This is a genomic window from Polynucleobacter necessarius (assembly GCF_900095195.1).
Classification (GTDB): Bacteria; Pseudomonadota; Gammaproteobacteria; order Burkholderiales; family Burkholderiaceae; genus Polynucleobacter; species Polynucleobacter necessarius_G.
On sequence record NZ_LT606950.1, the window covers coordinates 1,073,938 to 1,098,341 of the forward strand.

General features: G+C 46.3%; 25 protein-coding genes, 1 other RNA gene and 8 pseudogenes. 15 read left to right on the forward strand and 19 right to left on the reverse strand.

Annotated elements, in window-relative coordinates; genetic code table 11:
* Window positions 1-42 precede the first annotated feature (42 nt).
* From BQ1619_RS06060 to gyrA, 9 genes and pseudogenes are all read right to left on the reverse strand, one after another.
* A pseudogene (locus BQ1619_RS06060) lies at window positions 43-381 on the reverse strand (integration host factor subunit beta); the annotation flags it as partial.
* Between the two features lie 53 nt (window positions 382-434).
* Entirely contained in the window at window positions 435-2,108 is a 1,674-nt protein-coding gene (gene rpsA, locus BQ1619_RS06065) for a 30S ribosomal protein S1 (protein ID WP_114662852.1), read from the reverse strand.
* 135 nt (window positions 2,109-2,243) lie between these two features.
* Window positions 2,244-2,918, reverse strand: a complete 675-nt coding sequence (cmk, locus tag BQ1619_RS06070) for a (d)CMP kinase (RefSeq protein WP_114663547.1) — start codon at window positions 2,916-2,918, stop codon at window positions 2,244-2,246.
* A 4-nt stretch (window positions 2,919-2,922) separates the two neighbouring features.
* Window positions 2,923-4,251 (reverse strand): 3-phosphoshikimate 1-carboxyvinyltransferase, encoded by a 1,329-nt coding sequence (gene aroA, locus BQ1619_RS06075; RefSeq protein WP_114662854.1) that lies wholly within the window; start codon window positions 4,249-4,251, stop codon window positions 2,923-2,925.
* Entirely contained in the window at window positions 4,248-5,132 is an 885-nt protein-coding gene (locus BQ1619_RS06080; RefSeq protein WP_114662857.1) for a prephenate dehydrogenase, read from the reverse strand. The genes aroA and BQ1619_RS06080 overlap by 4 nt, the downstream gene beginning before the upstream one ends.
* Window positions 5,129-6,250: a histidinol-phosphate transaminase gene (gene hisC, locus BQ1619_RS06085; RefSeq protein WP_114662859.1), complete on the reverse strand. Its 1,122-nt coding sequence runs from the start codon at window positions 6,248-6,250 to the stop codon at window positions 5,129-5,131. The genes BQ1619_RS06080 and hisC overlap by 4 nt, the downstream gene beginning before the upstream one ends.
* A gap of 18 nt (window positions 6,251-6,268) precedes the next feature.
* Window positions 6,269-7,348 carry a prephenate dehydratase gene (gene pheA, locus BQ1619_RS06090; protein WP_114662861.1) on the reverse strand — a complete coding sequence of 360 codons (1,080 nt, stop codon included), beginning with the start codon at window positions 7,346-7,348 and terminating at the stop codon, window positions 6,269-6,271.
* Window positions 7,348-8,445, reverse strand: a complete 1,098-nt coding sequence (gene serC, locus BQ1619_RS06095) for a 3-phosphoserine/phosphohydroxythreonine transaminase (RefSeq protein WP_114662863.1) — start codon at window positions 8,443-8,445, stop codon at window positions 7,348-7,350. Before serC ends, pheA begins: the two co-directional genes overlap by 1 nt.
* A 25-nt stretch (window positions 8,446-8,470) precedes the next feature.
* Window positions 8,471-11,170 carry a DNA gyrase subunit A gene (gene gyrA / locus BQ1619_RS06100; protein ID WP_114662865.1) on the reverse strand — a complete coding sequence of 900 codons (2,700 nt, stop codon included), beginning with the start codon at window positions 11,168-11,170 and terminating at the stop codon, window positions 8,471-8,473.
* 159 nt (window positions 11,171-11,329) lie between these two features.
* Here gyrA and ompA point away from each other — a divergent pair, with 159 nt between their 5' ends.
* The 4 genes from ompA (at window position 11,330) to ssrA (ending at window position 13,789) form a co-directional block, all read left to right on the forward strand.
* A complete protein-coding gene (ompA, locus tag BQ1619_RS06105) occupies window positions 11,330-11,896 on the forward strand; it encodes an outer membrane protein OmpA (protein ID WP_114662868.1) in 567 nt (188 codons plus the stop codon).
* 97 nt (window positions 11,897-11,993) lie between these two features.
* Window positions 11,994-12,683: a bifunctional 2-polyprenyl-6-hydroxyphenol methylase/3-demethylubiquinol 3-O-methyltransferase UbiG gene (ubiG, locus tag BQ1619_RS06110; RefSeq protein WP_114662870.1), complete on the forward strand. Its 690-nt coding sequence runs from the start codon at window positions 11,994-11,996 to the stop codon at window positions 12,681-12,683.
* Window positions 12,680-13,366: an HAD family hydrolase gene (locus tag BQ1619_RS06115; protein WP_114662872.1), complete on the forward strand. Its 687-nt coding sequence runs from the start codon at window positions 12,680-12,682 to the stop codon at window positions 13,364-13,366. The genes ubiG and BQ1619_RS06115 overlap by 4 nt, the downstream gene beginning before the upstream one ends.
* Window positions 13,367-13,430: 64 nt before the next feature.
* Window positions 13,431-13,789: a transfer-messenger RNA gene (gene ssrA, locus BQ1619_RS06120) on the forward strand.
* A gap of 22 nt (window positions 13,790-13,811) precedes the next feature.
* On the opposite strand, the pseudogene BQ1619_RS06125 reads toward ssrA, so the two are convergent.
* The 6 genes and pseudogenes from BQ1619_RS06125 to BQ1619_RS06140 all read right to left on the reverse strand — a co-directional run bounded on the left by BQ1619_RS06125 (window position 13,812) and on the right by BQ1619_RS06140 (window position 17,446).
* Window positions 13,812-15,000: pseudogene (locus tag BQ1619_RS06125) on the reverse strand (50S ribosomal protein L11 methyltransferase).
* Between the two features lie 10 nt (window positions 15,001-15,010).
* On the reverse strand, window positions 15,011-15,070 hold the full coding sequence (locus BQ1619_RS10315) for a pirin-like C-terminal cupin domain-containing protein (RefSeq protein WP_269460098.1): 60 nt from the start codon (window positions 15,068-15,070) through the stop codon (window positions 15,011-15,013).
* On the reverse strand, window positions 15,067-15,573 hold the full coding sequence (locus tag BQ1619_RS09930) for a pirin family protein (RefSeq protein WP_269460080.1): 507 nt from the start codon (window positions 15,571-15,573) through the stop codon (window positions 15,067-15,069). The genes BQ1619_RS10315 and BQ1619_RS09930 overlap by 4 nt, the downstream gene beginning before the upstream one ends.
* Window positions 15,542-15,853: a pirin family protein gene (locus tag BQ1619_RS09935; protein ID WP_231968556.1), complete on the reverse strand. Its 312-nt coding sequence runs from the start codon at window positions 15,851-15,853 to the stop codon at window positions 15,542-15,544. Before BQ1619_RS09935 ends, BQ1619_RS09930 begins: the two co-directional genes overlap by 32 nt.
* Window positions 15,854-15,883: 30 nt before the next feature.
* Window positions 15,884-16,435 carry a carboxymuconolactone decarboxylase family protein gene (locus BQ1619_RS06135; protein ID WP_114662874.1) on the reverse strand — a complete coding sequence of 184 codons (552 nt, stop codon included), beginning with the start codon at window positions 16,433-16,435 and terminating at the stop codon, window positions 15,884-15,886.
* A gap of 9 nt (window positions 16,436-16,444) precedes the next feature.
* Complete coding sequence (locus BQ1619_RS06140) at window positions 16,445-17,446, reverse strand: tripartite tricarboxylate transporter substrate binding protein (protein WP_114662876.1); 1,002 nt, start codon at window positions 17,444-17,446, stop codon at window positions 16,445-16,447.
* Window positions 17,447-17,530: 84 nt separating this feature from the next.
* Here BQ1619_RS06140 and BQ1619_RS06145 point away from each other — a divergent pair.
* Window positions 17,531-18,379: pseudogene (locus BQ1619_RS06145) on the forward strand (sulfurtransferase).
* On the opposite strand, the pseudogene BQ1619_RS06150 reads toward BQ1619_RS06145, so the two are convergent.
* A pseudogene (locus tag BQ1619_RS06150) lies at window positions 18,303-18,990 on the reverse strand (LysR family transcriptional regulator). The pseudogenes BQ1619_RS06145 and BQ1619_RS06150 overlap by 77 nt on opposite strands.
* Window positions 18,991-19,101: 111 nt before the next feature.
* On the opposite strand from BQ1619_RS06150, the gene BQ1619_RS10320 reads away from it, so the two are divergent.
* Together BQ1619_RS10320 and BQ1619_RS10325 are read left to right on the forward strand one after the other, a co-directional pair.
* A complete protein-coding gene (locus BQ1619_RS10320) occupies window positions 19,102-19,524 on the forward strand; it encodes a Bug family tripartite tricarboxylate transporter substrate binding protein (protein WP_269460081.1) in 423 nt (140 codons plus the stop codon).
* Window positions 19,430-19,657, forward strand: coding sequence for a tripartite tricarboxylate transporter substrate-binding protein (locus tag BQ1619_RS10325; protein WP_269460082.1), 228 nt, complete (start codon window positions 19,430-19,432; stop codon window positions 19,655-19,657). Before BQ1619_RS10320 ends, BQ1619_RS10325 begins: the two co-directional genes overlap by 95 nt.
* Here BQ1619_RS10325 and BQ1619_RS06160 read toward each other — a convergent pair.
* Window positions 19,646-19,810: pseudogene (locus tag BQ1619_RS06160) on the reverse strand (tripartite tricarboxylate transporter substrate-binding protein); the annotation flags it as partial. The gene BQ1619_RS10325 and the pseudogene BQ1619_RS06160 overlap by 12 nt on opposite strands.
* Before the next feature lie 30 nt (window positions 19,811-19,840).
* On the opposite strand from BQ1619_RS06160, the gene BQ1619_RS06165 reads away from it, so the two are divergent.
* The 7 genes and pseudogenes from BQ1619_RS06165 to BQ1619_RS09940 all read left to right on the forward strand — a co-directional run bounded on the left by BQ1619_RS06165 (window position 19,841) and on the right by BQ1619_RS09940 (window position 22,837).
* Window positions 19,841-20,521, forward strand: a complete 681-nt coding sequence (locus BQ1619_RS06165; RefSeq protein ID WP_114662878.1) for a substrate-binding domain-containing protein — start codon at window positions 19,841-19,843, stop codon at window positions 20,519-20,521.
* A gap of 120 nt (window positions 20,522-20,641) precedes the next feature.
* Entirely contained in the window at window positions 20,642-20,878 is a 237-nt protein-coding gene (locus BQ1619_RS10490; protein WP_114662880.1) for a tripartite tricarboxylate transporter substrate-binding protein, read from the forward strand.
* Window positions 20,879-20,893: 15 nt separating this feature from the next.
* Window positions 20,894-21,388, forward strand: a pseudogene (locus tag BQ1619_RS06175) (tripartite tricarboxylate transporter substrate-binding protein); the annotation flags it as partial.
* A 10-nt stretch (window positions 21,389-21,398) separates the two neighbouring features.
* Window positions 21,399-21,617 carry a hypothetical protein gene (locus BQ1619_RS06180; RefSeq protein ID WP_114662883.1) on the forward strand — a complete coding sequence of 73 codons (219 nt, stop codon included), beginning with the start codon at window positions 21,399-21,401 and terminating at the stop codon, window positions 21,615-21,617.
* 85 nt (window positions 21,618-21,702) lie between these two features.
* Window positions 21,703-22,164, forward strand: a pseudogene (locus tag BQ1619_RS06185) (alpha/beta fold hydrolase); the annotation flags it as partial.
* 35 nt (window positions 22,165-22,199) lie between these two features.
* Window positions 22,200-22,424, forward strand: a complete 225-nt coding sequence (locus tag BQ1619_RS10685) for an alpha/beta fold hydrolase (RefSeq protein WP_415066268.1) — start codon at window positions 22,200-22,202, stop codon at window positions 22,422-22,424.
* A gap of 245 nt (window positions 22,425-22,669) precedes the next feature.
* On the forward strand, window positions 22,670-22,837 hold the full coding sequence (locus tag BQ1619_RS09940; RefSeq protein ID WP_231968557.1) for a tripartite tricarboxylate transporter substrate-binding protein: 168 nt from the start codon (window positions 22,670-22,672) through the stop codon (window positions 22,835-22,837).
* On the opposite strand, the pseudogene BQ1619_RS06200 reads toward BQ1619_RS09940, so the two are convergent.
* Together BQ1619_RS06200 and BQ1619_RS06205 are read right to left on the reverse strand one after the other, a co-directional pair.
* A pseudogene (locus BQ1619_RS06200) lies at window positions 22,789-23,722 on the reverse strand (MmgE/PrpD family protein); the annotation flags it as partial. The gene BQ1619_RS09940 and the pseudogene BQ1619_RS06200 sit on opposite strands and share 49 nt — an antisense overlap.
* Before the next feature lie 29 nt (window positions 23,723-23,751).
* Window positions 23,752-24,039: a Bug family tripartite tricarboxylate transporter substrate binding protein gene (locus BQ1619_RS06205; protein ID WP_114662887.1), complete on the reverse strand. Its 288-nt coding sequence runs from the start codon at window positions 24,037-24,039 to the stop codon at window positions 23,752-23,754.
* On the opposite strand from BQ1619_RS06205, the gene BQ1619_RS06210 reads away from it, so the two are divergent.
* The gene (locus tag BQ1619_RS06210; protein ID WP_231968558.1) at window positions 24,038-24,385 is read left to right on the forward strand and encodes an MmgE/PrpD family protein; all 348 of its coding nucleotides are present in this window, start codon (window positions 24,038-24,040) and stop codon (window positions 24,383-24,385) included. The genes BQ1619_RS06205 and BQ1619_RS06210 overlap by 2 nt on opposite strands.
* The last annotated feature ends 19 nt before the right edge of the window (window positions 24,386-24,404 follow it).

Sequence of the window (24,404 nt, forward strand, 5' to 3'; positions counted from 1 at the left end):
ATGGTCCGTATGGACCGCTGAGGATTAGCCAGAGTACTAGGCACCAGAACCCTCTTTGGGGCCCGCCTGTTTTAATGGCTTGTAATCAACACGCTCACGCAACTCTTTGCCAGGCTTAAAGTGTGGGACGCGCTTTTCTGGAATCAACACTTTCTCACCTGACATTGGATTGCGGCCCGTGCGTGCAGGACGATGATGAAGTACAAAACTTCCCACGCCACGCAACTCGATACGCTTTCCCTCAGCCAATGCTTGGGTCATTGCGTCCAGCAATGTTTTTACTGCCAACTCCACATCCCTAGGTAAAAGCTGCGGAAACTGTTCCGCTAAGCTCTCCACTAGTTCGGAGCGAGTAATTGCTTGTTGCTCTTGATCTGTCATGATCTATCAATAAAAAATCGCCGCCCCCTCAACGAGAAAGCGGCGATATTGATTTAGCCTTGATTATCCAATTTTGCTTTTAGCAAAGCACCGAGGTTGGTAGTGCCAGACTGTGCATCACCTTGGAGCTTGTTCATTGCATCTTGTTGATCAGAGCTGTCTTTTGCCTTGATAGAAAGATTGATAGCACGTGACTTACGATCAATATTGGTGATCATTGCAGTAACGCTATCGCCTTCTTTCAATACATTGCGAGCATCTTCAACGCGATCGGTTGAAATCTCAGAAGCGCGCAAGTAGGCCTCAACTTCATCAGCCAAGTAAATGGTTGCACCCTTAGCATCAACTGCCTTCACGGTACCAGTTACCAAAGCGCCTTTGTCATTCACAGAGGTGTAGTTATTGAATGGGTCACCAGATAATTGCTTGATACCAAGAGAGATGCGCTCTTTCTCAACATCAATCGCCAATACGGTGACTTCAACTTCATCACCTTTTTTGTATTTCTTAACAGCTTCTTCGCCTGGCTCATTCCACGAAAGGTCAGAGAGGTGAACTAAGCCATCGATACCGCCAGGCAAGCCAATGAATACACCAAAGTCGGTAATCGACTTGATTGTGCCAGAAAGCTTGTCGCCTTTTTGTTGTGAACGTGCAAACTTTTCCCAAGGATTTGCTTTGCACTGCTTGATGCCCAAACTAATACGACGCTTGTCTTCATCGATATCGAGAACCATGACTTCAACTTCAGTACCCAATGCAGTAGCCTTACTTGGCGCAACGTTCTTATTCGTCCAATCCATTTCAGAAACGTGAACCAAGCCTTCGATACCGCTCTCGATTTCAACGAATGCGCCGTAATCAGTTAGGTTAGTTACTTTGCCGAATAAACGGGTGTTAGGTGGGTAACGACGGGCGATACCAACCCATGGATCATCACCAAGCTGTTTCACGCCGAGTGAAACGCGATTCTTCTCTTGATCAATCTTCAAGATCTTCGCAGTTACTTCTTGACCAACAGTCAACATCTCGCTTGGGTGACGCACGCGACGCCATGCCAAATCGGTAATGTGCAAGAGGCCATCGATGCTGCCGAGGTCAACGAATGCGCCGTAATCCGTAATGTTCTTAACGAGGCCAGTAACCACTGCGCCTTCTTTCAAGTTCGACATCAACTTCGCACGCTCTTCACCTTGGCTAGCTTCAACAACCGCACGACGTGACAACACAACGTTGTTACGCTTACGATCAAGCTTGATCACTTTAAACTCCATCGTCTTACCTTCGTAAGGACTGGTGTCTTTAATAGGGCGTGTATCTACGAGTGATCCAGGCAAGAATGCGCGGATACCATTCACCATCACTGTCAAGCCGCCCTTAACCTTACCAGTAACAGTACCGGTAACGATTTCAGCTTGCTCGAGAGCTTTTTCTAAGTTCAACCAAGAAGCCAAACGCTTCGCTTTATCGCGAGAGAGGATGGTGTCGCCATAGCCGTTCTCTAGAGCGTCAATAGCAACAGAAACGAAATCGCCAGGAGCTACTTCAATCTCGCCAGCGTCGTTATGGAATTCTTCAACAGGAATAAACGCTTCAGACTTTAAGCCAGCGTTAACAACGACGAAGTTATAGTCGATGCGAAGAACTTCAGCCGAAATAACTTGGCCGGTCTTCATATTCGATCGGGTTAATGATTCTTCAAATAGTTCTGCAAATGATTCAGACATGTATATTCACTTTGTGCCGCCAGAAGGTCTGACGGGTTAGGTTAAAAAAGCCTTAAAGAAACACGCTAATGAAATGATCGCGTTGTGGAGTTTCTCAAGACACCAAATTACTGCGTACAACTTACTTCTTACTGCTTACAAAACTGAGTTAAGCAATCCAGATTGATACCAATCTAAAACTGTCTTAACTGCTTGATCTATCGATAAATCTGATGTTTCGAGCACTTTTGCACCTTCTGCAACTAGCAAGGGGGCGGCACCTCGACTACTATCTCTAGCATCACGCTCCTGCAAATCTTGCAGCAAATCCTCGACTTTAGCAGAAATTCCCTTATCTATCAATTGCTTATAGCGTCTCTCAGCCCTCGCGACGGCAATTGCAGTCAGAAAAACCTTCAAAATCGCATCTGGAAATATCACACTGGCCATATCTCGACCATCGGCCACCAAGCCTGGAGATTGGCGAAAACTGCGTTGTAGACCCACTAAAGCAGACCTAACCTCAGGATGAACGGCCAAAGTTGATGCTCTTAAGCCAATATTTTCAGTCCGGATGGCGTCAGTAACATCTTCGCCATTCAAAAGAACTTGATTATTTTTGCATGAAATCAACAACCTAGGAACTAAATGGCCTAACTCTGGGCCATTTTTAACATCGATTCCCTCTTTTTCACTTGCTAGAGCTACCAACCGATATAAGGCACCGCTGTCCAAATAATGAAAGCCCAACTTTTGAGCCACCAAAGAAGCAACCGTTCCCTTGCCGGAGGCGGTGGGTCCATCGATTGCAATAACTGGAAATTGGCTCATCGCTTTACGCAACGACTGTCGCGAATTCCGAAAAATACGTCGGGAAAGTTTTTGCCACGCAGTTCGGATCATTAATTTTGAGAGTATTAGGCCCAAAAGCGGCTAATGAAAAACACATCGCCATACGATGGTCATCGTATGTATCAATACCTTCACTTGGGGATTTCCAATCACTAAGTGATACTGGCGCTTGAACCACAACATAGTCAGCACCCTCCTCAACGATTGCACCAACTTTTTTCAACTCTTTCGCCATCGCCGCAATGCGATCGGTTTCCTTCACGCGCCAGCTTGCAATATTATTTAAGCGAGTTGGGCCATCAGCGAATAATGCAGCAACTGCTAATGTCATTGCTGCATCTGGAATTTCTGTGCAGTCCAGAGTAATACCATTGAGTTTGCCGTTGGTATTTTTTACACCAGAAACCTCAATCCAATCCTCACCAGCGGAGATCTTGGCACCCATCTGCGCAAGCGCATCAGCAAATGCCACATCTCCCTGAATACTCTCTTTACCAACACCTAAGACCTTGACTGGGCCACTACCAATGGCGCCCAGCGCTAAGAAATACGAAGCAGAAGAGGCATCGCCTTCAACAGATAACTGACCAGGACTCTTATAAACCGCATCCGATGTCTTTGCTGGAATGACAAATGATTGCTTATCAGGGCAAGCAACTATGACACCAAATCTGGCCATTAATTTCAGGGTGATATCAATGTATGGACGTGAAATTAATTCCCCTACCACCTCAATCCGTACTGGTTCAGTTGCTACCAAAGGTAAAGCCATCAACAATGCAGTCAAGAATTGACTCGACACGTCGCCGCGCACTTTCACGACATCTTTGATTTGAATCTCTGCCGCTGAAATTTTGATTGGAGGGTAGCCCTCCTGTAATTCATAGTCGACCTTTGCGCCTACCTGACGCAAACCATCAACCAAATCCCGAATCGGCCGCTCGTGCATACGTGCGACACCTGATAGACGATAGTTGCCACCCTGCATTGCTAGAGCAGCAGTTAATGGTCGAATAGCAGTTCCTGCATTCCCCATAAAAAGATCTGCATCCCGTACTGGGAACTTCCCGCCACAGCCCTCAACCACGCAAACATGATCACCCCTGTCGGTAACCGTCAGACCCAACTGGCGTAGAGCGTTACGCATGACCTGCGTGTCCTCGGCATCGAGCAGATTCTTGAGTGTCGTCGTTCCTGAGGAGAGTGCCGCTAGCAGAAACGCGCGATTGGAGATACTTTTTGAGCCTGGTAAGACGATCGAGCCTTGCGCTCGCTTGAATGGGCCAATACGAATATCAGGTAACCCGCTCATTCACCAACATCCAACTCTTGACGCGCTTTACTTGCCTTATTGAATAACTTTTCTAAGCCGGCACCATCATTTTCCGAAATCAATTTACGCATATAATTGACGACCAGTAAATATTGATCAAGCTCTTTCAGAATAGCAGCGCGATTACCAAGACAAATATCACGCCACATCTCTGGACTAGAAGCGGCGATTCTGGTGAAATCTTTAAACCCAGCGCCAACATGACCAAGTTTTTGTTCGGCGTCTTCAGAGTTCACGACGCTAGCCATTAAGGCGTAAGACAGAATATAGGGTAAGTGTGAGACCGCTGCGTAAATAGCGTCATGCTGCACAACACCGATTTTCTTCACCACTGAGCCAACTGACTCCCAAAATCCAGTGATCAGCGCAGTATCCTCCGGTGAATTTTCTTGTAATGGGCAAATGATAGTTTGCTTGCCTTGAAATAAATCCGCCTTAGCAGCGCTGGCACCATGTTGCGCACCACCGGCAATTGGATGCGCTGGCACAAATTGGCAAGCTTTTTTACCCAAAACTTCTTTGGCAGCCAAAATGACATCACCCTTGATGCTGCCAGCATCCGTGATCATGGTGCGCGACTCAAGGCATGGCTCCATCACTGCGAAGGATGCGCGCATCTGGGCAACAGGCACACAAAGCACAATGACATCAGACTGCTTTGTGGCTTCCACTAAATCGACCACACTATCAATTGCACCTATCTTTAGGGCTTGATCTAAATTTTCTTTACTACGACCAACACCAAGCACCTTGGTGATAACCCCTGCTTTTTTGAGAGCCAAACCCAAAGAGGCGCCAATCAAACCAACGCCCACTATGGTGACAGTTCCATAATTACTAGAAGGATTAATGATGGTCATTGAGATAGGATTTCTTTTAAAGCCGTAATGAATGCCGCATTTTCTTCTGGCAATCCAATAGAGATGCGCAGCCATTGTGGCAAACCATAGCTACCAACCGGGCGAACAATAATGCCTCGCTTCAATAGTGCTAAGTTAATGCGCCCGCCCGCTTGATCATCGTCGCCTACTTTAACTAAAACAAAGTTTCCTGCCGATGGTAAATAACGCAAACCAAATTGGTCAAATGCTTTCGTTAATTGCTCGTAACCCGCGCGATTCAACTCAAACCCTTGCTGCAAAAATTCCTTATCTTGAAATGCGGCAATTGCAGCTGCCTGGGCCAAACTATTGACGTTAAATGGCTGACGGATTCTATTGAGTAAATCCGTTAAGTGCGGTTGCGCAACCCCATAACCAATACGTAGGCCAGCTAAACCATAAGCCTTAGAAAAACTGCGCGACAAAATCATATTGGGAAAACGCTTTACCCATGCAATGGCGTCATAGCGCTGCTCTGATGCGAGGTATTCGTTGTAGGCCTCATCCAATACCACTACTATATGCGATGGCAGCGCCACTAAAAAGTCTTCAATCTCTTTTGCAGTCAGGTAACTACCCGTTGGATTATTGGGATTGGCCACAAAAACTAATTTTGCTTTGTCACCCGCAGCTTTTACAGCCGCTAGCATTGCCGGAAGATCGTGACCATAGGTGTCAGTTGCAGCAACCTCCACCGCTTTAGCGCCAACCGCTTGAGTAGCTAACAAATAAACCGCGAAAGCATGCTTTGAGAAGATCACTTCATCGCCAGCTTGAGCAACTGCACGCGCGGCTAATTCCAAAATATCGTTACTGCCATTGCCCAGCGTGATCCAATCAGCTGGCACACCTAAAGAGTTAGACAAAACATTCTTTAACTCAAAGCCATTGGAATCTGGATAACGCCCCAAATCAATTGCTGCTTGAAACATAGCTTCTTGAGCGGACTTTGGCATTCCCAGCGGATTTTCATTGGAAGCCAACTTCACAATCTTGTTTTCATCTAAACCATATTCGCGCGCCACTTCGCTGATGGGACGACCACCAACATAGGGTGCAATAGCATGGATATGTTTTAAGCCAATTTTAGAGAACATACTTACTTTACAAATGAACTAAGCAGAATGAGGGTGGGAGCCGAGGTTCTTATAGAAGGCAGCAACCTCTCTCAACTCCTTTAATGCTTCTACAACCTTTGTATCGTCAGCATGTCCAGCAATATCAATGTAAAAGTGATATTCCCATGTCCCCTTGCGGGCAGGGCGAGATTCAAAGCGGTTCATAGACACGCCATGTTTCGCTAAAGGCGCCAATAAACGGTGCACAGCACCCGGTTGGTTGTCCACTGAGAGCACCAATGATGTTTGGTCTTTGCCTGTAGGTTGGCAAGCATAGTTACCCACTACAACGAAGCGAGTGCGATTGTGTGGATCATCCTGAATTTGCGTGGCGACCGCCTGTAAACCATAAGCTTCTTGTGCAGAATCTCCAGCAATAGCAGCTAATGTTGGATCATTCGCAGCCAATCGGGCTGCCTCCGAATTACTACTAACAGCTTGGCGCTTTAACTGTGGCGCATGCACGCTCAACCATTGCTGACATTGGGCCAACGCTTGTGCATGAGCACAAACGGTTGTCACGCCATCCAAATTACCACTCTTGGTTAGCAAATGGTGGTGAATGGGGAGAACCACTTCTCCGCTAATACGCATGGAGGAATCTAGCAACAAATCAAGTGTGCGCGAGATTGCACCCTCACTCGAATTTTCTACAGGCACAACACCGAATTGCGCCGCGCCTTTCTCGACCGCCTTAAAAACCTCATCGAGACTTGCGCATGGCAAGCCAGCAATCGAATGGCCAAAATAGGTTTGTGCCGCTTGCTCGGAGAAAGTACCTACTGGCCCCAGATAGGCGATCGTTTGACGTGTTTCTAGTGCTCTGCAGACTGACATAACCTCACGCCAGATTGCCGCAATACCATCTGGCAGCAATGGCCCCTGATTTATTTCTTGCAAACGCGCAACCACTTGACGTTCGCGCTCAGGGCGAAACACTGGCAAAGAGAAACCACCTTTGACGTGACCAACTTCTTGCGCCGCTTTGGCGCGCTGCGTCAATAAATCCAAAATCTGCGCATCGAGCGCATCAATTTTTTCCCTTAAGGAAGCTAAGCGCTGTTCTTCAGTACTCATTAAGCCCGCCTTTCAAAGTCGTGCATGAATTCCACTAGGGCTTTAACGCCCTCAATTGGCATTGCGTTATAAATGCTGGCGCGCATACCACCTGCGGCTTTGTGGCCACGCAAAGCAACCAGTCCAGCAGCATTCGACTGCGCCAGAAACTCAGCGTTTAGGCTCTCATCTTTCAGAAAAAAAGTCACGTTCATCCGGGAACGATATTCCTTAGTGACGCGATTTTCATACAAACTGCTTTGATCTAAGAAGTTATAGAGCAAGTCTGCCTTTTCTTGATTGCGCTTCTCAATCGCCTGGACGCCACCCTCTTTCAATAGCCATTTAAAACCTAAGCCAGCCATATAAATTGAGAATGTAGGCGGGGTGTTGATCATGGATTGGGTGTTTGCCTGAATAGACCAATCCCAAATGGTTGGTGTTATTCCCATGCTATGGCCCAGCAAATCCTTACGCACAATCACAATTGTTACACCAGACGGCCCGATATTTTTTTGCGCACCGCCAAACCAAACAGCGCACCTATTGACGTCCATTTCTTTTGAAAGGATATTGCTTGATATATCTGCAACCAAAGGGGTGTTGCCAACATCTGGTACATCAGGAAACCCAACGCCACCAATCGTTTCATTTGCACAATAGTGCACATATGCAGCATCAATCGATAGATTCCAAGATGATCTTGGTGGAATCGTATTGAATTTTTCCGCGGCAGATGACGCTGCTAAATTCGCGGTACCGTATTTTTGCGCCTCTTTAAACGATTTTTCAGACCAAATACCTGTTACTAAAAAATCAGCCTTCGGGCCATTCTTTGCCAAAGGCATTAAGTTCATAGGAATAGCAGCATTTTGTCCTAGACCACCACCTTGCAATAGCAAAATTTCATACGTATCAGGTATACGCATCAAGGTGCGTAAATCTTGCAAAGTCTCTTCATACACTTCCATGAATTCTTTGCTACGATGACTGATCTCCATCACGCTCGTACCAAGACCGCGCCAGTTCAGCATCTCATCTGCAGCCTGCTTCAACACCTCTTCAGGCAAGGTAGCAGGCCCCGCAGCGAAATTAAAGATGCGGCGGTCAAAAGTCATAATGTGATTAGTCTAGGGTGACGCCTTAAGCGTCACCAGCTGCATCAGAATTGGTATCGGTTGCTGATTCTTCAGAGGCATCACCATCTTCTGCATCTTCATCTGAATCACTCTCAGCAATACGTTGCAACCCAGAAAGACGAGTACCTTCATCGACATTAATTAGGGTTACGCCTTGTGTGGCGCGCCCCATCTCACGAATTTCTGAAACGCGAGTGCGAACCAAGACGCCACCAGTTGTAATCAACATGATTTGATCCTCTGGTGATACTAACGCAGCTGCAACGACTTTACCGTTACGCCCTGTTGTCTGAATCGCGATCATACCCTTCGTGCCACGACCGTGACGAGTGTATTCGGCGATTGGCGTGCGTTTACCGTAGCCATTTTCCGTTGCCGTCAACACGCTACTGGGGATCGCAACACCATTCTCATCAACCGCTGCAGTTTGTGCACCTTCCGCAGCTTCTGCAGGAGCAACCAACATAGCGATAACTTGATGTCCCTCACCCAAGTTCATACCACGTACGCCACGCGCAGTTCTGCCCATAGGACGAACATCGTTTTCATCGAAACGCACGGCTTTACCGGCGTCAGAGAACAACATCACGTCATGCTGACCATCCGTAATCGCCACACCCACCAAGAAATCATCCTCGTTGAGATCTACTGCAATGATTCCAGCCTTGCGCGGGTTGGAGAAATCAGACAAGCGGGTTTTCTTCACAGTTCCTAAACGGGTTGCCATGAAGACATAGTGGTCGTCTTGATAACCCTTAATTGGAAGAATCACGGTGATTTTTTCACCCTCAATCAGCGGGAACATATTCACAATGGGCTTACCACGGGAAGTGCGACTACCTTGTGGAACTTCCCACACCTTGAGCCAGTACATACGACCCCGATCCGAGAAGCACAGAATCGTATCGTGCGTATTTGCGACAAACAACGTATCGATCCAGTCTTCATCTTTTGTTGCGGCAGCTTGTTTGCCACGACCGCCACGTTTTTGCGCACGGTACTCACTTAATGGCTGACTCTTCATGTAGCCAGTATGCGAAAGCGTCACCACCATATCCTGCGGAGTGATTAAGTCTTCCGTGAAGAGTTCGGTTGCGTTCATTTCAATGAACGAGCGACGACCGTTATCGCTACCAGCAGCACCAAATTCAGATTTAACTTCTTTAAGCTCGGCCTCAATTACTTGCGTGACACGCTCTGGCTTAGCCAAGAGATCCAACAAATCTGAAATCTCTGCCATCACCTCTTTGTATTCATTAACGATCTTATCTTGCTCAAGACCCGTCAAGCGTTGCAAACGCATCTGCAAAATTTCTTGCGCCTGACTATCTGACAAACGATACAAACCGGTTGATTGCATACCGTACTCAGGCAACAATCCTTCTGGGCGATAAGCATTGCGGCCGCCTGGTGCGTCACTCTCAGCACGCGCCAACATCTCACGCACCATCGATGAGTCGCAGGCCTTGCCCATCAACTCTTGTTTTGCAATCACTGGATTTGCAGCTGCTTTGATAATCGCAATGAACTCATCAATGTTTGCTAGAGCAACCGCTAAACCTTCGAGAACATGACCACGCTCACGCGCTTTGCGCAATTCAAAAATGGTACGGCGTGTTACCACTTCGCGACGATGCTGCAAGAAATATTCCAGCATCTGCTTCAAGTTCAATAAGCGTGGCTGGTTATCGACCAATGCCACCATATTCATGCCGAAGTTATCTTGTAACTGCGTACTCTTGTATAAATTATTGAGAACCACTTCAGGCACTTCGCCACGCTTGAGCTCAATCACAACACGCATGCCGGATTTATCAGACTCATCGCGAAGATCGGAAATGCCTTCAATCTTTTTCTCATTTACGAGCTCAGCAATGCGCTCGAGCAAATTCTTTTTATTAACCTGGTACGGCAACTCATCAACAATGATGGCTTGACGAGCGCCCCTATCCAAATCTTCAAAATGGGTTTTGGCACGCATTACCACGCGACCACGACCAGTGCGGTAACCCTCACGGACCCCCTGGAGACCATAAATGATGCCGGCGGTAGGGAAATCAGGGGCTGGGATGATCTCAATCAGCTCATCAATTGAGCATTCTGGGTTCCTCAAAACGTGCAAACAGGCCGAAATGACCTCATCAAGGTTATGAGGAGGGATATTGGTTGCCATACCCACCGCAATGCCAGAACTACCATTTATCAGCAAATTCGGCACTTTGGCCGGCAAAATCAGGGGTTCTTTCTCGCTACCGTCGTAATTTGGCCCAAAATCAACGGTTTCCTTGTCCAAATCGGCCAAAAGCTCATGGGCGATCTTCCGGAGCCGGATCTCGGTATACCGCATTGCAGCAGCGTTATCCCCGTCTACAGAGCCAAAGTTGCCCTGGCCGTCAACCAGCATATAGCGTAGCGAGAAGTCCTGGGCCATCCGAACGATGGTATCATACACCGCAGAATCACCGTGCGGATGGTATTTACCGATCACATCGCCAACTATGCGGGCAGATTTTTTGTAAGCTCGGTTCCAATCGTTGTTTAATTCATACATCGCGTATAAGACCCGGCGGTGAACCGGTTTGAGGCCATCACGCACGCCTGGCAGGGCTCTGCCGACAATGACGCTCATTGCGTAGTCCAAATAGGACCGCCGCATTTCGTCTTCGAGGGATATTGGTAGTGTTTCTTTAGCGGCTTGTTCCATCTAGAAATAATATCATTTTGATGACTGAGGGGCGCTATGCTAAGATTCTGTCAGTTTGTACGAAATTGAGATGTGTCGCTTTGCGGTTTTTTGCTTCAAAGTAGGGCGAATTACATTTAAGTTTGACTTTAATTAAAAAGAGATTTTTGAGGACTAAAAATGAACAAAACCCTAAAACTGTTACTCGCTTCTGTTATTACCGTTTCTGTTTCTGCAGCAATGGCTTCTGACAACTGGGAGAACAGCTCTGGCTTGAACTGGAAAAACGGCGATGGCACATTGTGCTGGCGCGACAACAACTGGACTCCTGCAACTGCTGCTAAGGGTTGCGACGGTGCATTGACTACAGGTGCTGCTTCTAGCGTTACCCAAAGCAAAATCACTTTGCAAGCTGACACCCTCTATGACTTCAACAAATCCGATTTGAAACCAGAAGGCAAAGCAACTTTGGACAAAATTGCTGCTGATTTGAAGAAAATCAAGTTGGAAGTGATCATTGCTGTTGGTAACACCGATAGCGTTGGTACAGATGCATACAACATGGCTCTCGGTCAGCGTCGTGCGCAATCTGTTAAGACCTACCTCGTAAGCAAGGGTGTTGACGGTAGCCGTATCTACACAGAATCTAAAGGCAAGAGCAATCCAGTTGCATCTAACGCAACTGCTGAAGGTCGCGTTAAGAACCGCCGTACTGACATCGAAGTTGTTGGTACAGCAGCTAAGTAATTCACATTACTTGTGAGAAAGCCCGCCTCTAGCGGGCTTTTTTATTTCCGCTATATTCATAACCTCCACCACTCGCTTCATGTATAAGTAAATCAAAATGAATGTTGATCCATCTGAAATCGCAAAATTTAGCGCTCTCGCCCATCGCTGGTGGGATCCCAATAGCGAATTCAAGCCTTTGCATGCAATCAATCCTTTACGCCTTGGTTGGATTCAATCGTTCGTCAATCTGGAAGGCAAAAAAGTGGTTGATGTTGGTTGTGGTGGTGGCATTCTTGCTGAATCCATTTCACAATCGGGGGCAGAGACCACTGGTATCGATTTGTCTGAGAAAGCATTAAAGGTCGCAGAGTTGCACGCATTGGAGGTTGGAGCCAACCTCACCTATCGATCGATTTCTGCAGAAGCATTAGCTGAAGAACAACCCGAACAATACGATGTTGTTACTTGCATGGAAATGCTAGAACACGTTCCAGATCCTGCATCTGTAGTGCGCGCATGCACCAAACTTTGTAAGCCTGGTGGCACGCTCTTTTTTAGCACTTTAAATCGCAATCCAAAGTCCTACTTATTTGCCATTATTGGCGCTGAGTACATCCTCAAATTACTACCAAAAGGTACTCACGAATATGCCAAATTTATTAAGCCTTCCGAGCTTGTTGCGTTTACGCGTCAAACAGGATTGCAAATGCTCGGCATAAAAGGTTTGAGCTACAACCCATTAACGCAGATCTATAGCCTGAATGATGATGTAGACGTCAATTACATGATTGCAGTACGTAAATGACAAAGCAGCTAAACCAAAGCCCCTACCATGGGGTCTTTTTTGATCTGGATGGCACACTCGCAGATACCGCTCCGGACTTAGTAGCCGCTACGAACAAATTGCTCGTTGCGCGTAATTTAGCACCTAAGCCTTATGAATTTCTTCGCCCCTATGCGTCTGCTGGCGCAAGAGGATTGCTTGAGGGCGCATTTGGTATTACCCCAGAACATTCTGACTTTATCGCCTTGAGGGATGAATTTTTCTCCAACTATGAGAAAGCGTTATTGGTCGAAAGCAAGTTATTCGATGATATGGCGAATTTACTGGATTGCATGGACCAAGCCAAGCTTCCCTGGGGAATAGTGACGAACAAAAGTCAGCGCTTCACTAAGCCGCTCATTGAGCTGATGGGCTTACACACGAGATCCATTTCTACAGTATCTGGCGACACAACCCCTCACTCAAAACCACATCCAGAGCCCATCCTGCACGCCGCTCGCGCTGCCAATATTAATCCAACAAAATCACTTTATGTGGGTGATGACATTCGCGACGTCATTGCAGGTAAAACAGCCGGCATGCAAACAGTTGCCGCTGCATATGGCTATTGCGGCTGCAAAGAACCTCCAGAGGCCTGGGGCGCTGATTTTGTGATTCATGCACCGCTTGAACTGTTACAAATCATCTTCCCCAATAGGGAATAAGCCAAAGTTATTGCACAATTTAAGGCTACTCGCCTTAAAATAGACCCTCCAATGCATGCACTTCGGGGTCGACATGGTTTCGACGTAGATTACAAAGCATCAAGGGCATACCGAGAACCCGTTATCTCGTAAATCAATGGGAATGTAATAACTGCTAACGACGAACGTTACGCACTAGCCGCTTAATTGCGGTTGCCCCTGAACTGATTCTCTCTTGGGTCAGGTAGCGCAAGCTACATCAGGGTCATATACAAGAGATAAGGCTATTTTGCGTCACGAAGAATAGTTCGAAAACCAAGTGAATCGTCAGCGAGAAACGTGTCAATCCGTGCCTCATTGATTAAATCAAACGATATGACTAAGTATGTAGAACTTGTTGTAGAGGATTTGCGGACGCGGGTTCGATTCCCGCCGACTCCACCAATTTAATAAGTCCCTCTGATTCTTAGAGGGGCTTTGTTTTAATAGCTAAACGCCACAATGTGGTGACCTCTTTAGCTCTAGCAGAGTAAAGCGCATCGGTTTTATCAAACACTTTTGGATGATGAGGTTTGGTATCCATGCGAGCAACCACCCGTAAACCTGCATCATCAATCCAAGATAGCAATTCCTCTCTTGTTCGCAATTTTAAATGTTCCGCTAAATCAGGGAGGGTTAACCAACCCTCCCCATGGGATTCCAAATGGTCTTTTAAGCCAATACAACATTTGACTATCTTGGTCATAAACAGCTTGCTCCAGTAAAGAACTAGGTCGGGCGGGCAACCAAGGCGGATTGCAAATCACCAGTGCAGCCCTTCCATCTGGGAATGGATGGGTATTTAGAATCTGGATCCGCGACTCCATTCTCAAACGCTGAATGTTTTCTAGAGCGCAAGCAATCGCCCGCTCATTCAAATCGGTTCCGATGATCTTTTGAATGCCACGTAATGCCAATACAACTGATAGAACGCCAGTTCCAACACCGATATCGAAAGCAGTCGGCGCCCCTCAAGCGCTGCAGACAGCGGCGCCTTGAGGACGAGCTCAATGTATTCGCCGCGAATGGGTGAAAACACGCCATAGTGTGGATGAATCCGAATTTCATCCTCCTCCTCTCACTAAGATGGGAACACCCTTCTTGCGCCACTCATGAGCACTGATAACGCCGAGCAATTCTCGAAGTGAAACAACATAAGACTCTTGTTGCACCCCATAAGCCTCAAGACAAGCTTGAGTTACTTCAGGAGTACGACGCAACGAGATGCTGTGATCAGCATTTATCTGAATCAGCAGCATTCCTAGAATGCGTGCACGCTACGATTGAGAAAGTCGATGCAGATTAAATGTTTCTAAGGGGCTTTTATTCTTATCAAGATCCTTTTTTTGACTGGCGCGCTGTGATTTTTTCGATGACCTATCTACCCTCCTTACTAAGGCCTGCAAAAGCTGTCGAGCATTTTGAAAATCTCCACGGTAGAGGATCGCAGTTCCCTCGCATGCCAGGCGATAAGCCGCATCTGCCGTTAACGTATCGTCGCCAATCTGAATTTTTTTATGTGGCGCAATTCTATTTTCGGAGTGCCATTTTGCTGAACAAGTTTCGGAGTGCCATTTTGCTGAACAAGTTTCGGAGTGCTCTTCCCAGGAAATCATGAGCGCTTTATCAAAAACGATTGTTTTGGTAATCGTCAATCGCCTGTTCAATTTCAGCACGGGTATTCATAACAAATGGACCGTATTGAACAATAGGCGCATGTAGAGGAAAGCTGCCAATACAATGAATTGAGCGCCCTCATCGCCTGCCCTCACCTTTAGTAAATCACCATCGCCCAAAATAATCGCCGCTTGTTTTGGTGCCGCCCTCATCGGGCCGCCCACTTCTAAATCACCTTCGTAAATATAGATAAATGCATTCAGCTCTTTTGGGATTCGATGCTCAAAATCAGTATGTGCTGGCAAGTGCACATCTAAGAAAAGGGTGCTGTAGTGATGCCTTGAACAGGTCCCCGAATACCCACCATCACTTTCATAAGCGCCTGCAATGACTTTTGCAGCACCTCCATTCACCAAGGATACCGAAGGAATATCTTCCACCTGAATATCTTTATAACCTGCTGGCTTCATCTTCTCGTTTGCGGGCAAGTTGATCCACAATTGAAAACCTCGCATCGCGCCCGAAACCTGTTGCGGCATCTCAGAATAAATAATTTCGCGTCCTGCAGTCATCCACTGCACGCCACCCGCTTTTAAGATGCCCCTGATTTCCCAAGTGGTCCTCATGCGGCATATGACCTTTTAGCATATAGGTTACCGTCTCAAAACCACGATGAGGGTGCGGTGGGAAACCAGCAACATAATCATTGGGATCATTGGATGAAAACTCATCCAACATGAGAAATGGATCCAGCCTTACTTGATTTTGTCCACCCAAACTTCTGCGCAGCTTTACACCTGCACCATCTGAAGTCGCAATGCCAGGAATGATGGTTTGAATATTTCGAATCATCTTGGCCAAGAGTTCATATCTGCAGGCATCTTAAGCTGGCGGATGATCTTCGGGATTGACGTCCAAGGCAATCAAAAAGCGAGACACCATGTTGTAGGCAGCAACTACAGTGACTAACTCAACAGTATCGGTATTACCTAAAGTTGCTTGTAATCGCTTCATGAGTGCTGGATCCACTTTGATATTGCGGGTCATTTGATACGACAAATCGGCCGCATCATTCTCCACCTGAGAAAACAGGTCTCGCGGAAATTGGCTTTGCCCAATCAATCGCAATGCTTGCACTTGTTCTTCAGTGCCCCCAGCCTTCTTAAAAAGGGGTGCATGGTGAAAAAACTCGTATTCAGCACCGTTGAGCACAGCTACTACACACATTGCCAACTCTCGCAGTTTGGGATCCAAGGAGAGATTATTGCGAATCTCTCCGATGAAATGATTCCATCCCTCGGCGATGGGAATGCTGTGTAACAGCATGCGATCGAGGTTAATAAATTGACCGCCACGACGCTGACGAATCGCAGCCACCAAATCTGCTGGTTCAGCCAAATCCATCGGCTGATACGGAATTAGACATTCAGACATAAGCGCTTTCTATTGGGCAGCTTCTTTAATATTATTTTCAATTACGAACTTACCCCAGATACCAATTTGCTTACCAATAAATTCACGTGCAGACTCAGGCGTACCCCCAACAATTTCAATGCCTTGTGATTTCAATTTCTCGGCAATAGCTGGGGTTTTCAGCGCTTTATTCAAAGCCTTATTCATGGAATCGATGATTGGCTGTGGCGTTTTTCCTGGCGCTAACACCGCCCACCACGCAGGAGCACTAAATCCAGGGAATCCGCCCTCTGAAATCGTAGGCACATCTGGTAATGAAGGAGATCGTTTTGCAGTCGTGATTACCAACGGAATTACACCCTTGTTGTCAATATGTGGCTTTACTAAAAACTCTGACCCGACCGCTAACTCTACCTGACCACCCAGAGCATCTTGCATCAATGGGCCGCCGCCTCGATAAGGGATGTGGTTCCAGTCAAATCCTGCCTGTTTGGCAAGTCGAGCCATAGCCAAGTGTCCCAGACTACCAATACCAATTGAGCCGTAGCTAAATTTCTTACCGGCTTTAGATTGCTCTACCAACTGCTTAAAACTGGTAATACCAGAATTCTTGCTAGCTACTAATACCATCGGCGAAGTGCCCACTAAGATCACAGGCGCAATGTCTTTTATGGTGTCGTAAGGAAGCTTGTCTTTTAGACTTGGATTAACGCCATGCGTATCAAAAACTACGGCGAAGGTGTAACCATCCGGATCGGAGCGGGTCATTGCTGAAGTACCAATCACCCCAGACGCACCGCCAATATTCTCAACGATCACGTTTTGCTTTAACTCGTTTTGCAACGCAGGCGTCAAAATTCGGGCAACCTGATCAACGGATCCACCAGGAGGAAAAACCGCAATAAACCGGATGGGTTTTTGTGTCGGCCATGCACCACCCCCTGCAGATTGAGCAAAGGATACATTGCTCGCCCCCAAAACACACAACGCAAATATCAGGGCTCTTTTGACCTTTTTTAGTAAATCCAGCATGGATTGTCTCCTTTAGATAAGACCTCAAGGTTACCACCGCTAAGGCCGATTTGCTCGATAATACTGAGGGAGCCATAGAAACCAATGAAGTCGATTTTAAATATTGCCGCTTATTTATTTGTGACCCTTGATGGGTTACCGGAATTGCGCGCAAAAATGTTGCATGAGTGTCATGAGCGCGATATTAAAATACTATCTTGCTCGCTGGTGAAGGCATCAATATGTTTCTTGCTGTGCATTGCGCGGCTTTTTAGACTGACTACGCAGTGACCCCCGCTTTGCCCCCTTAGAAGCAAAAGAGAGTTGGTCTGAGGAGCAGCCTTTTCATAAGATGCTGATCAAAATTAAAAATGAAATTATTCGCATGAATCACCCGGCGATTCAACCGGAAAAGGGTCGTGCAAATTTTATTTCTCCAAAAAAATTACAAGAATGGCTTGATCGTGGCACAGATGATCTTGGGCGACCCGTAATGATGGTGGTACCCGCAATGCATTTGAGGTTGAATACGGGACTTTTGAAAATGCACTGCACTTTAATATTGAAAAATTCACCGAGTTTCCAGCCGCCATCTCAGCCCACAAAGAAAAGTTGATCGACAAAACTTTGGTGAGCTTTTGCACTGGTGGCATTCGCTGTGAAAAATCAGGGTTATACATGCGAGAAATTGGGATGGAGCACAGTTACCAATTAGAAGGCGGCATCCTCAAGTACTTTGAAGAGGTCGGGTCAGCCCACTACAGTGGAAGTTGTTTTGTTTTTGATGGGCGCGAGGCTCTAGAGCCCGATTTCAGTATTACGCCAACTGAACGTACCATCCGACGAAAAGCAAAAGCGTCTTCATCTCCCAAAAAAACTAATAGTTTTTTAAGTCCAGCAATAATTCATATAACTTCTCAGCAGCGGGTGCGAGACTACGACCTTTCTTACTAATTAATCCAATTCGCCGCGAAACAACTGGATCTACTAACGTTATGCTTGCAAGGACCGGATGCTCTTTACTAGGCATGGCTAAAGATGGCACCACAGCAATTCCCATTCCGGCCTCAACCAAACCCAGAAGCGTAGTGACATGCTGTGCCTCATAAATGATATTGGGCGCCTGTGACTTTCCAGCTAAAGCAAGGTCAATCAACATTCGATTGCCCGAGGATTTTGAGACCGACATGAAGTCATATTTACTGACCTCCTGCCAAGTGACCTTTTTCTTCTTACTCAGAACATGATCTTTACGATGGAACGCACGCGATGGTGATTTCGCCCATCCGCACCCCACCAACCCCCTCAATTCCTAAGAGCGCCTCATCAAGCCCCTCTAAAAGCACCTTCGCCTTTTTTGCAAAACCCATTCCAATAGAGGTGAGCTCCATATTTCGGGTATCGCGATCAATGAGCCTTACCCCCAACGCAGACTCGAGCTTTTCGATTCGACGGCTGAATGCGGGTTGTGAAATATTGACCGATTCTGCAGCTTTCCTGAAGCTCTTAATTTCAGCAACAGCCAAAAAGGCTTGCAGATCATGCAAATCAAAGTTAATAGCCATAGTATTTATTTGTTAATTGCATTAATACTTAATAATATTGCATTATACAAAATGAAATAAAAGCGCAAAAATCGCAGCAAGTATCAAAATTAAACTTTCTGGAGACAATTCATGAGATCCAAACTCAAAACTGCATTGCTTTGCGTACTTTGTGTGCCAGCATTTTTAGTCACTACAACGCTTGCTCAAAACTACCCTAGCAAAACAATTACGATCGTCGTGCCAACGGCACCAGGCGGCGCAAATGACGCTATGGCCAGAATCCTTGCCCAAGGACCAAGTCAAAAAATGGGGCAGCCTGTCATTGTCGACAATAAGCCCGTCGCCAATGGCGCAATCGCTACTGAGTTTGTAGCAAGAGCAGCCCCTGATGGCTACACCATCCTTTTTGGTTACATAGCAACTCATGGAATTAATCCTGCGCTGCAAAAGTTGAAATATGACCCCATCGCAGATTTTGGGCCAATTGGTATTGGTTGCAAATTCTCCAACGCTGTTAGTGGCTACAAACAGTTTGCCCGTGAACAACGCTAAAGAATTGGTAGCGCTACTAAAAGCAAAACCCGACAGTATCAGCTATGCATCCGCAGGAAAAGGCACTGCGCCACATCTAGCAGCAGAACTATTTCAGATAAATACCGGTACACATATGTTGCACGTTTGGTAATACGGTTGATCGTTTATCGCCTGCAATCCCAAGAGCCTTTAGTTTCCCGCCAGTAACTTGAGGGTAGGCACTGAATAAACTTGGGAACATTACTTAGGTAGTGCCCCCAATGGTATCGACGATGGCTGGTGCGGATCCCCTATACGGGACGTGCCAACCCTTAAAGAACAAGGCATTCCAAATATGAATGCACACAGTGATATGCATTATTTGCGCCTGCAAAAACGCCTAAACCTATCGTTTGGATCGTCCATTGGGGCTGCTCATGACTCCATTCCCACGCGGTTGAGTCAAGGGCAAACATTCGATGTGTTTGTCTTGGCAGGCTCCGCACTAGATACTTTTATTCAGGCCGGCAAAATCAAAAATGGCACTCGGGTAGACCTAGTTTCATCCCAGATTGCAGCAGCAGTTCGAGAGGGTGATCCGGTCTCAGATCTCGACTCCCTGGATTCATTTAAAGAATCGTTGCTTACCCATGGAAGAATTGCGTATTCAGCCAGTGCCAGTGGAACCTATCTTTCTACCGAGCTCTTTCCTAAATTGGGTATTTCTGAAGAGATGTCTGTAAAAGCGCAGAAAATTTTTAGCGAAAGGGTTGGAACCATCCTGATGCGCAATGAAGCCGACCCTGGATTCCAGCAAATGAGCGAGCTGTTGCCAATTAAAGGTATCAAGATCATCGAAGATCTTCCCCCGGAGGCCCAGAGATCATTTTTCTTTTCAGCAGGCAATGGAAGCGATACAAAGAATGAGGAGCGTGCGCGACATCTCATTGAGATTCTGGCATCCCCTGCGGTTGCAGATAACATTCGCCAGACTGGCTTAAAACCAGTCCTCGCAAAAGCGCCCTGGCTAAGCTAAATACGCTTGCCTGCCGAATATCTTGTGCGCACAAGATATTGAATGGAGCTTAGATCCCAAGCATTAGATTGCAGTTTCAAATATGATTAAGGATCATCAACCATGATTCCTATTTGAAACATGCCAGCCCAAAAAAACCTTCTCAAGCATGGAATTGCTGCGCTACTCTGCCTCATCGCAACCACATTGAGTGCTCAAAGCTATCCCACGCAACTCATTAAAATTGTTGTGGGATTCTCTCCTGGCGAAGTTCCAGATATCGCAGCAAGAATAATTGGCCAGCATATGAGTGAAAACTGGAAGCAGCCAGTCGTAGTAGAAAATAAACTTGGTGCTGGGAGCAATATCGCTGCTTAGCTTGTTGCTAACGCACCTTCGGATGGCTACACCCTTCTCTCCATTTCTTCAGATTTTGCAATTTCACCGGCCATTTATCCCTCGTTAGCATTTGATCCATTAAAAGACTTTTCAGGAATTACCTTAACAGCTACTGGACCTGCGCTAGTCCTGATATCTCCTAACTTAAAAATCAACAACGTAAAAGAGTTGGTCGAATATGCCGTCAAAAATCCAGGCAAAGTGACTTACAGTTCAGCGGGTGTTGGAAGCGGCTCTCACTTTGCAGCAGAGCTAATACAAGCCAAGACCGGTGCCGAGTTATTGCACATTCCCACAAAGAGAATTCCCGATGGAATCACCGAAGCAATGTCTGGAAGAGTTGATTTTTTTATCAGCCCCTATGCCAGCGCCATCAATTTGGTGAAGTCCGGAAAGGTTCGAGCGATTGCGATCACCAGTACCAAACGGTTTAAAGATTTACCCAACCTACCAACCGTATCAGAATTAGGTATTCCTGGCTATAAATGAGAATTCTGGTATGGCTTGGTTGCGCCCGCCAAAACACCAAAATCCATCCTTCAAAAAAATTGCTTCTGAGGTCAAGCACATTCTTGAACTACCCTCGGTTAAGGAACGTTTTGATGAATTAGGTACAACCGCAGTTTCAAGCACACCCGATCAATTTGACAAATTGATAGCCACCGGAGTCATCGAGTTCTCGCGATTAGCAAAATTGTCAGGCATTAAATCTGAGTAATGATGGGTAGCGTGCATAAAATCGTCACTAGGCACGGCAATCAAATTGCTTTTACGATTGAAGGGATGGTCCCTGGCTCACGCTATCGCATTCTCTTGCCAGCAATATGGGCATGTGGAAGCCACAACTTCCACTACTGACAAAACAATTTAAGGTCTTACGGTTTGATACGCGCGGACATGGTCAAAGTTCAGCACCACCAGACCACTACACCTTAAATGATCTCGCCCAGGACGCATATGATCTTTTTCAGGAGTTGAAAATAGAGCGCACACATTGGTTGGGGCTCTCCATGAGCGGAATGATCGGGCAGACTTTAATTTTGAAACACCCCCATCTATTCGCCTCCCTTGTTCTAGCGGATACTACCAACAAACGCCCTGAAAATGCTCAGCAAATGTGGGGGGAAAGAATTGCTCAAGCAAAGGCTGGAGGAATGTTATCCATGATTGATAGCACTCTTGCACAGTGGTTTAGCGATGATTTTCGCAAAGAGAATCCAACAATCTTCAAGAAATTTCGGAAGGTATTGCTAACACCCCTTTAAATGGCTTTTGTGGTTGCTGCGAGGCTATTTCACAGATCGATACATTAAATCGCCCCTCTGAAATTGTTTGTCCTACATTAATCTTGGTTGGAGAGTGCGATCATGGTACTCCGCCACAGATGTCACGAGCAATGAAAGAAAAAATGACCAATGCTCAGTTGCATGAAATCCCGAATGCAGGTCACATTTCTAATATAGAACAACCAGAGGTATTTCATCGCTATTTATTGAATTTTTATAGACAAAACAACTTTTTATAAACGAGTAAAATCATTCTGCGGTCAAAAATGCAGATTAATAATAGGAAATGAGATATGTCTACTTATACTGTTAAATGGTCGCGGAGTTTTTTATGTGGTTTGCTAAAAGTGGTAATTGGTCTCTGTATTTACAACAGCGCCACTGCCCAAACATCCTGCTCATACCCAGCTAAACCAATTAAATTAATAGCCCCTGTTGCTGCAGGGGGGGTCTGGATAATATAGCCCGGACCTTAGCCGAAAGGATGTCGAAGTCACTAGGTCAATCCATTATTGTTGAAAATATTGGCGGTGGCTCAATTGCTTCGCAAGCGGTAGCAAAAGCCGCGCCTGATGGTTACACATTACTGGTTGCCTATGTTGGGTGGACTCGCAGCTCGATACGTTCAACGTCTTCAGCCTTAACACCTTGAGCGCGCAATTGTGCGCAAGCGTCGATAGCAGGGTGAATGACAATTCCGCAGGCAAATGGCTTGTAGGTGTTTAGTGAAATTTCAAAAGACTGCCCTAGATTTCGATCAATTTCAGACCAGTCGTTTTTGGTAGACACGGTTTGCATGTAACCACGCCCAGCTTCGAGTGCTTTCGAGCTCGCAGTAAAACCATGTTTTGCCAGCAAGGCTGAGAGTTGACCGGCTCGAGCAGCGCCACCAGGGTGAAACGGCTTGGTCATGATGCCAAATTGTTCGCGCATACCTACTGGTTGTGATGCAGCAATACCTAACGCCATCAGCGTCTTCCGGGGGTCTAGCTCATCAAGCGCGAGCAAGCAGCTGCAGACCACAGCATGCCAGTTGAACCGGTAATGTGCCATCCTCGGTGATAGTGATCGGGGTACATCGCATTACCAACATGGCAGGCTACATCAATACCTAACACTAAAGAGTCAATCAGTTGACGACCATTTGCATGGATATGCTCGCCTAGTGCCAGAATTGCAGATGCAACGGGGCCTGCTGGATGAATAACGGTTTTTAAATGGGTATCGTCGAAGTCAAAAGTGTGGGAGCTAATACCATTGATCAGAGCCGCTCCACCCATATCAACCTTGTCTTTTCTTCCTAAAATGGTGGCTTGGGTCGCTGGTTGAAATTCCCGAATAGCGGCAAGCGAAGACTCAACACTTTCATGATTGGCTGCGCCAATAGCACACCAAGCCAATTGAGAAACGTGCGATGTGCTTCATGCTCTACCTCGGGAGTCCATCCTTGGCTTGGATGAGTGGCGACAAAATCGGCCAACAATTTGGTAACCGGTGGGGCATTTAGATCAGCCGCCGCTGCTATTGCATTAGACATTCAAGCTCCGTTCACAGATAAGTTTTTTATTAATGATGTTGTTCTGAATTAGTCATTTCAATATTTCTATCTTTAGCAATTTTTGCCCAGCGAGCAATATCCTCCTTAATGTAATTACCGAATTGCTGCGGAGTCATTGGCATTAATGTCATTGCTTCGCTGGTCATCTTCTCAGAAAATTCTGGGGTAGCTAGCGCTTTATTCAATTCAACATTTAATTTATTGACGATTGGCTCTGGTAGATTGGCGGGCCCAACAATGCCATACCATTGCTGACCCTCAAAGCCGTTATAACCAAGCTCTTTAAAAGTAGGAATGTTTGGTCAAGCTGGCGAAAGCGAATACACAGATGAGATCGTCAATCGTCCCGATGTTGTGGCATTACGAGCCAAGGTGAATGCCACAACAGATACTTCAATCAGCGAAGCCTCGGTCGATGTACGAGTTTCTCTTAAGAACGGCAAAGAAGTTCATGTATTTGTTAAAAATGCCATTGGCTCCCTAGAGAATCCAATGCGCGATGAAAATCTTGAACATAAGTTCGCAAGCCTAACTGAGCCAATCATCGGTAAAGAAAAAACACGCCAACTACTTTCCGCCTTATGGAAACTGGGACAAGCAAACGATCTGAAGCAAATTATTGCGTTGTCTACTCCTGACTAATATTGAAAGGTTTTCAGTA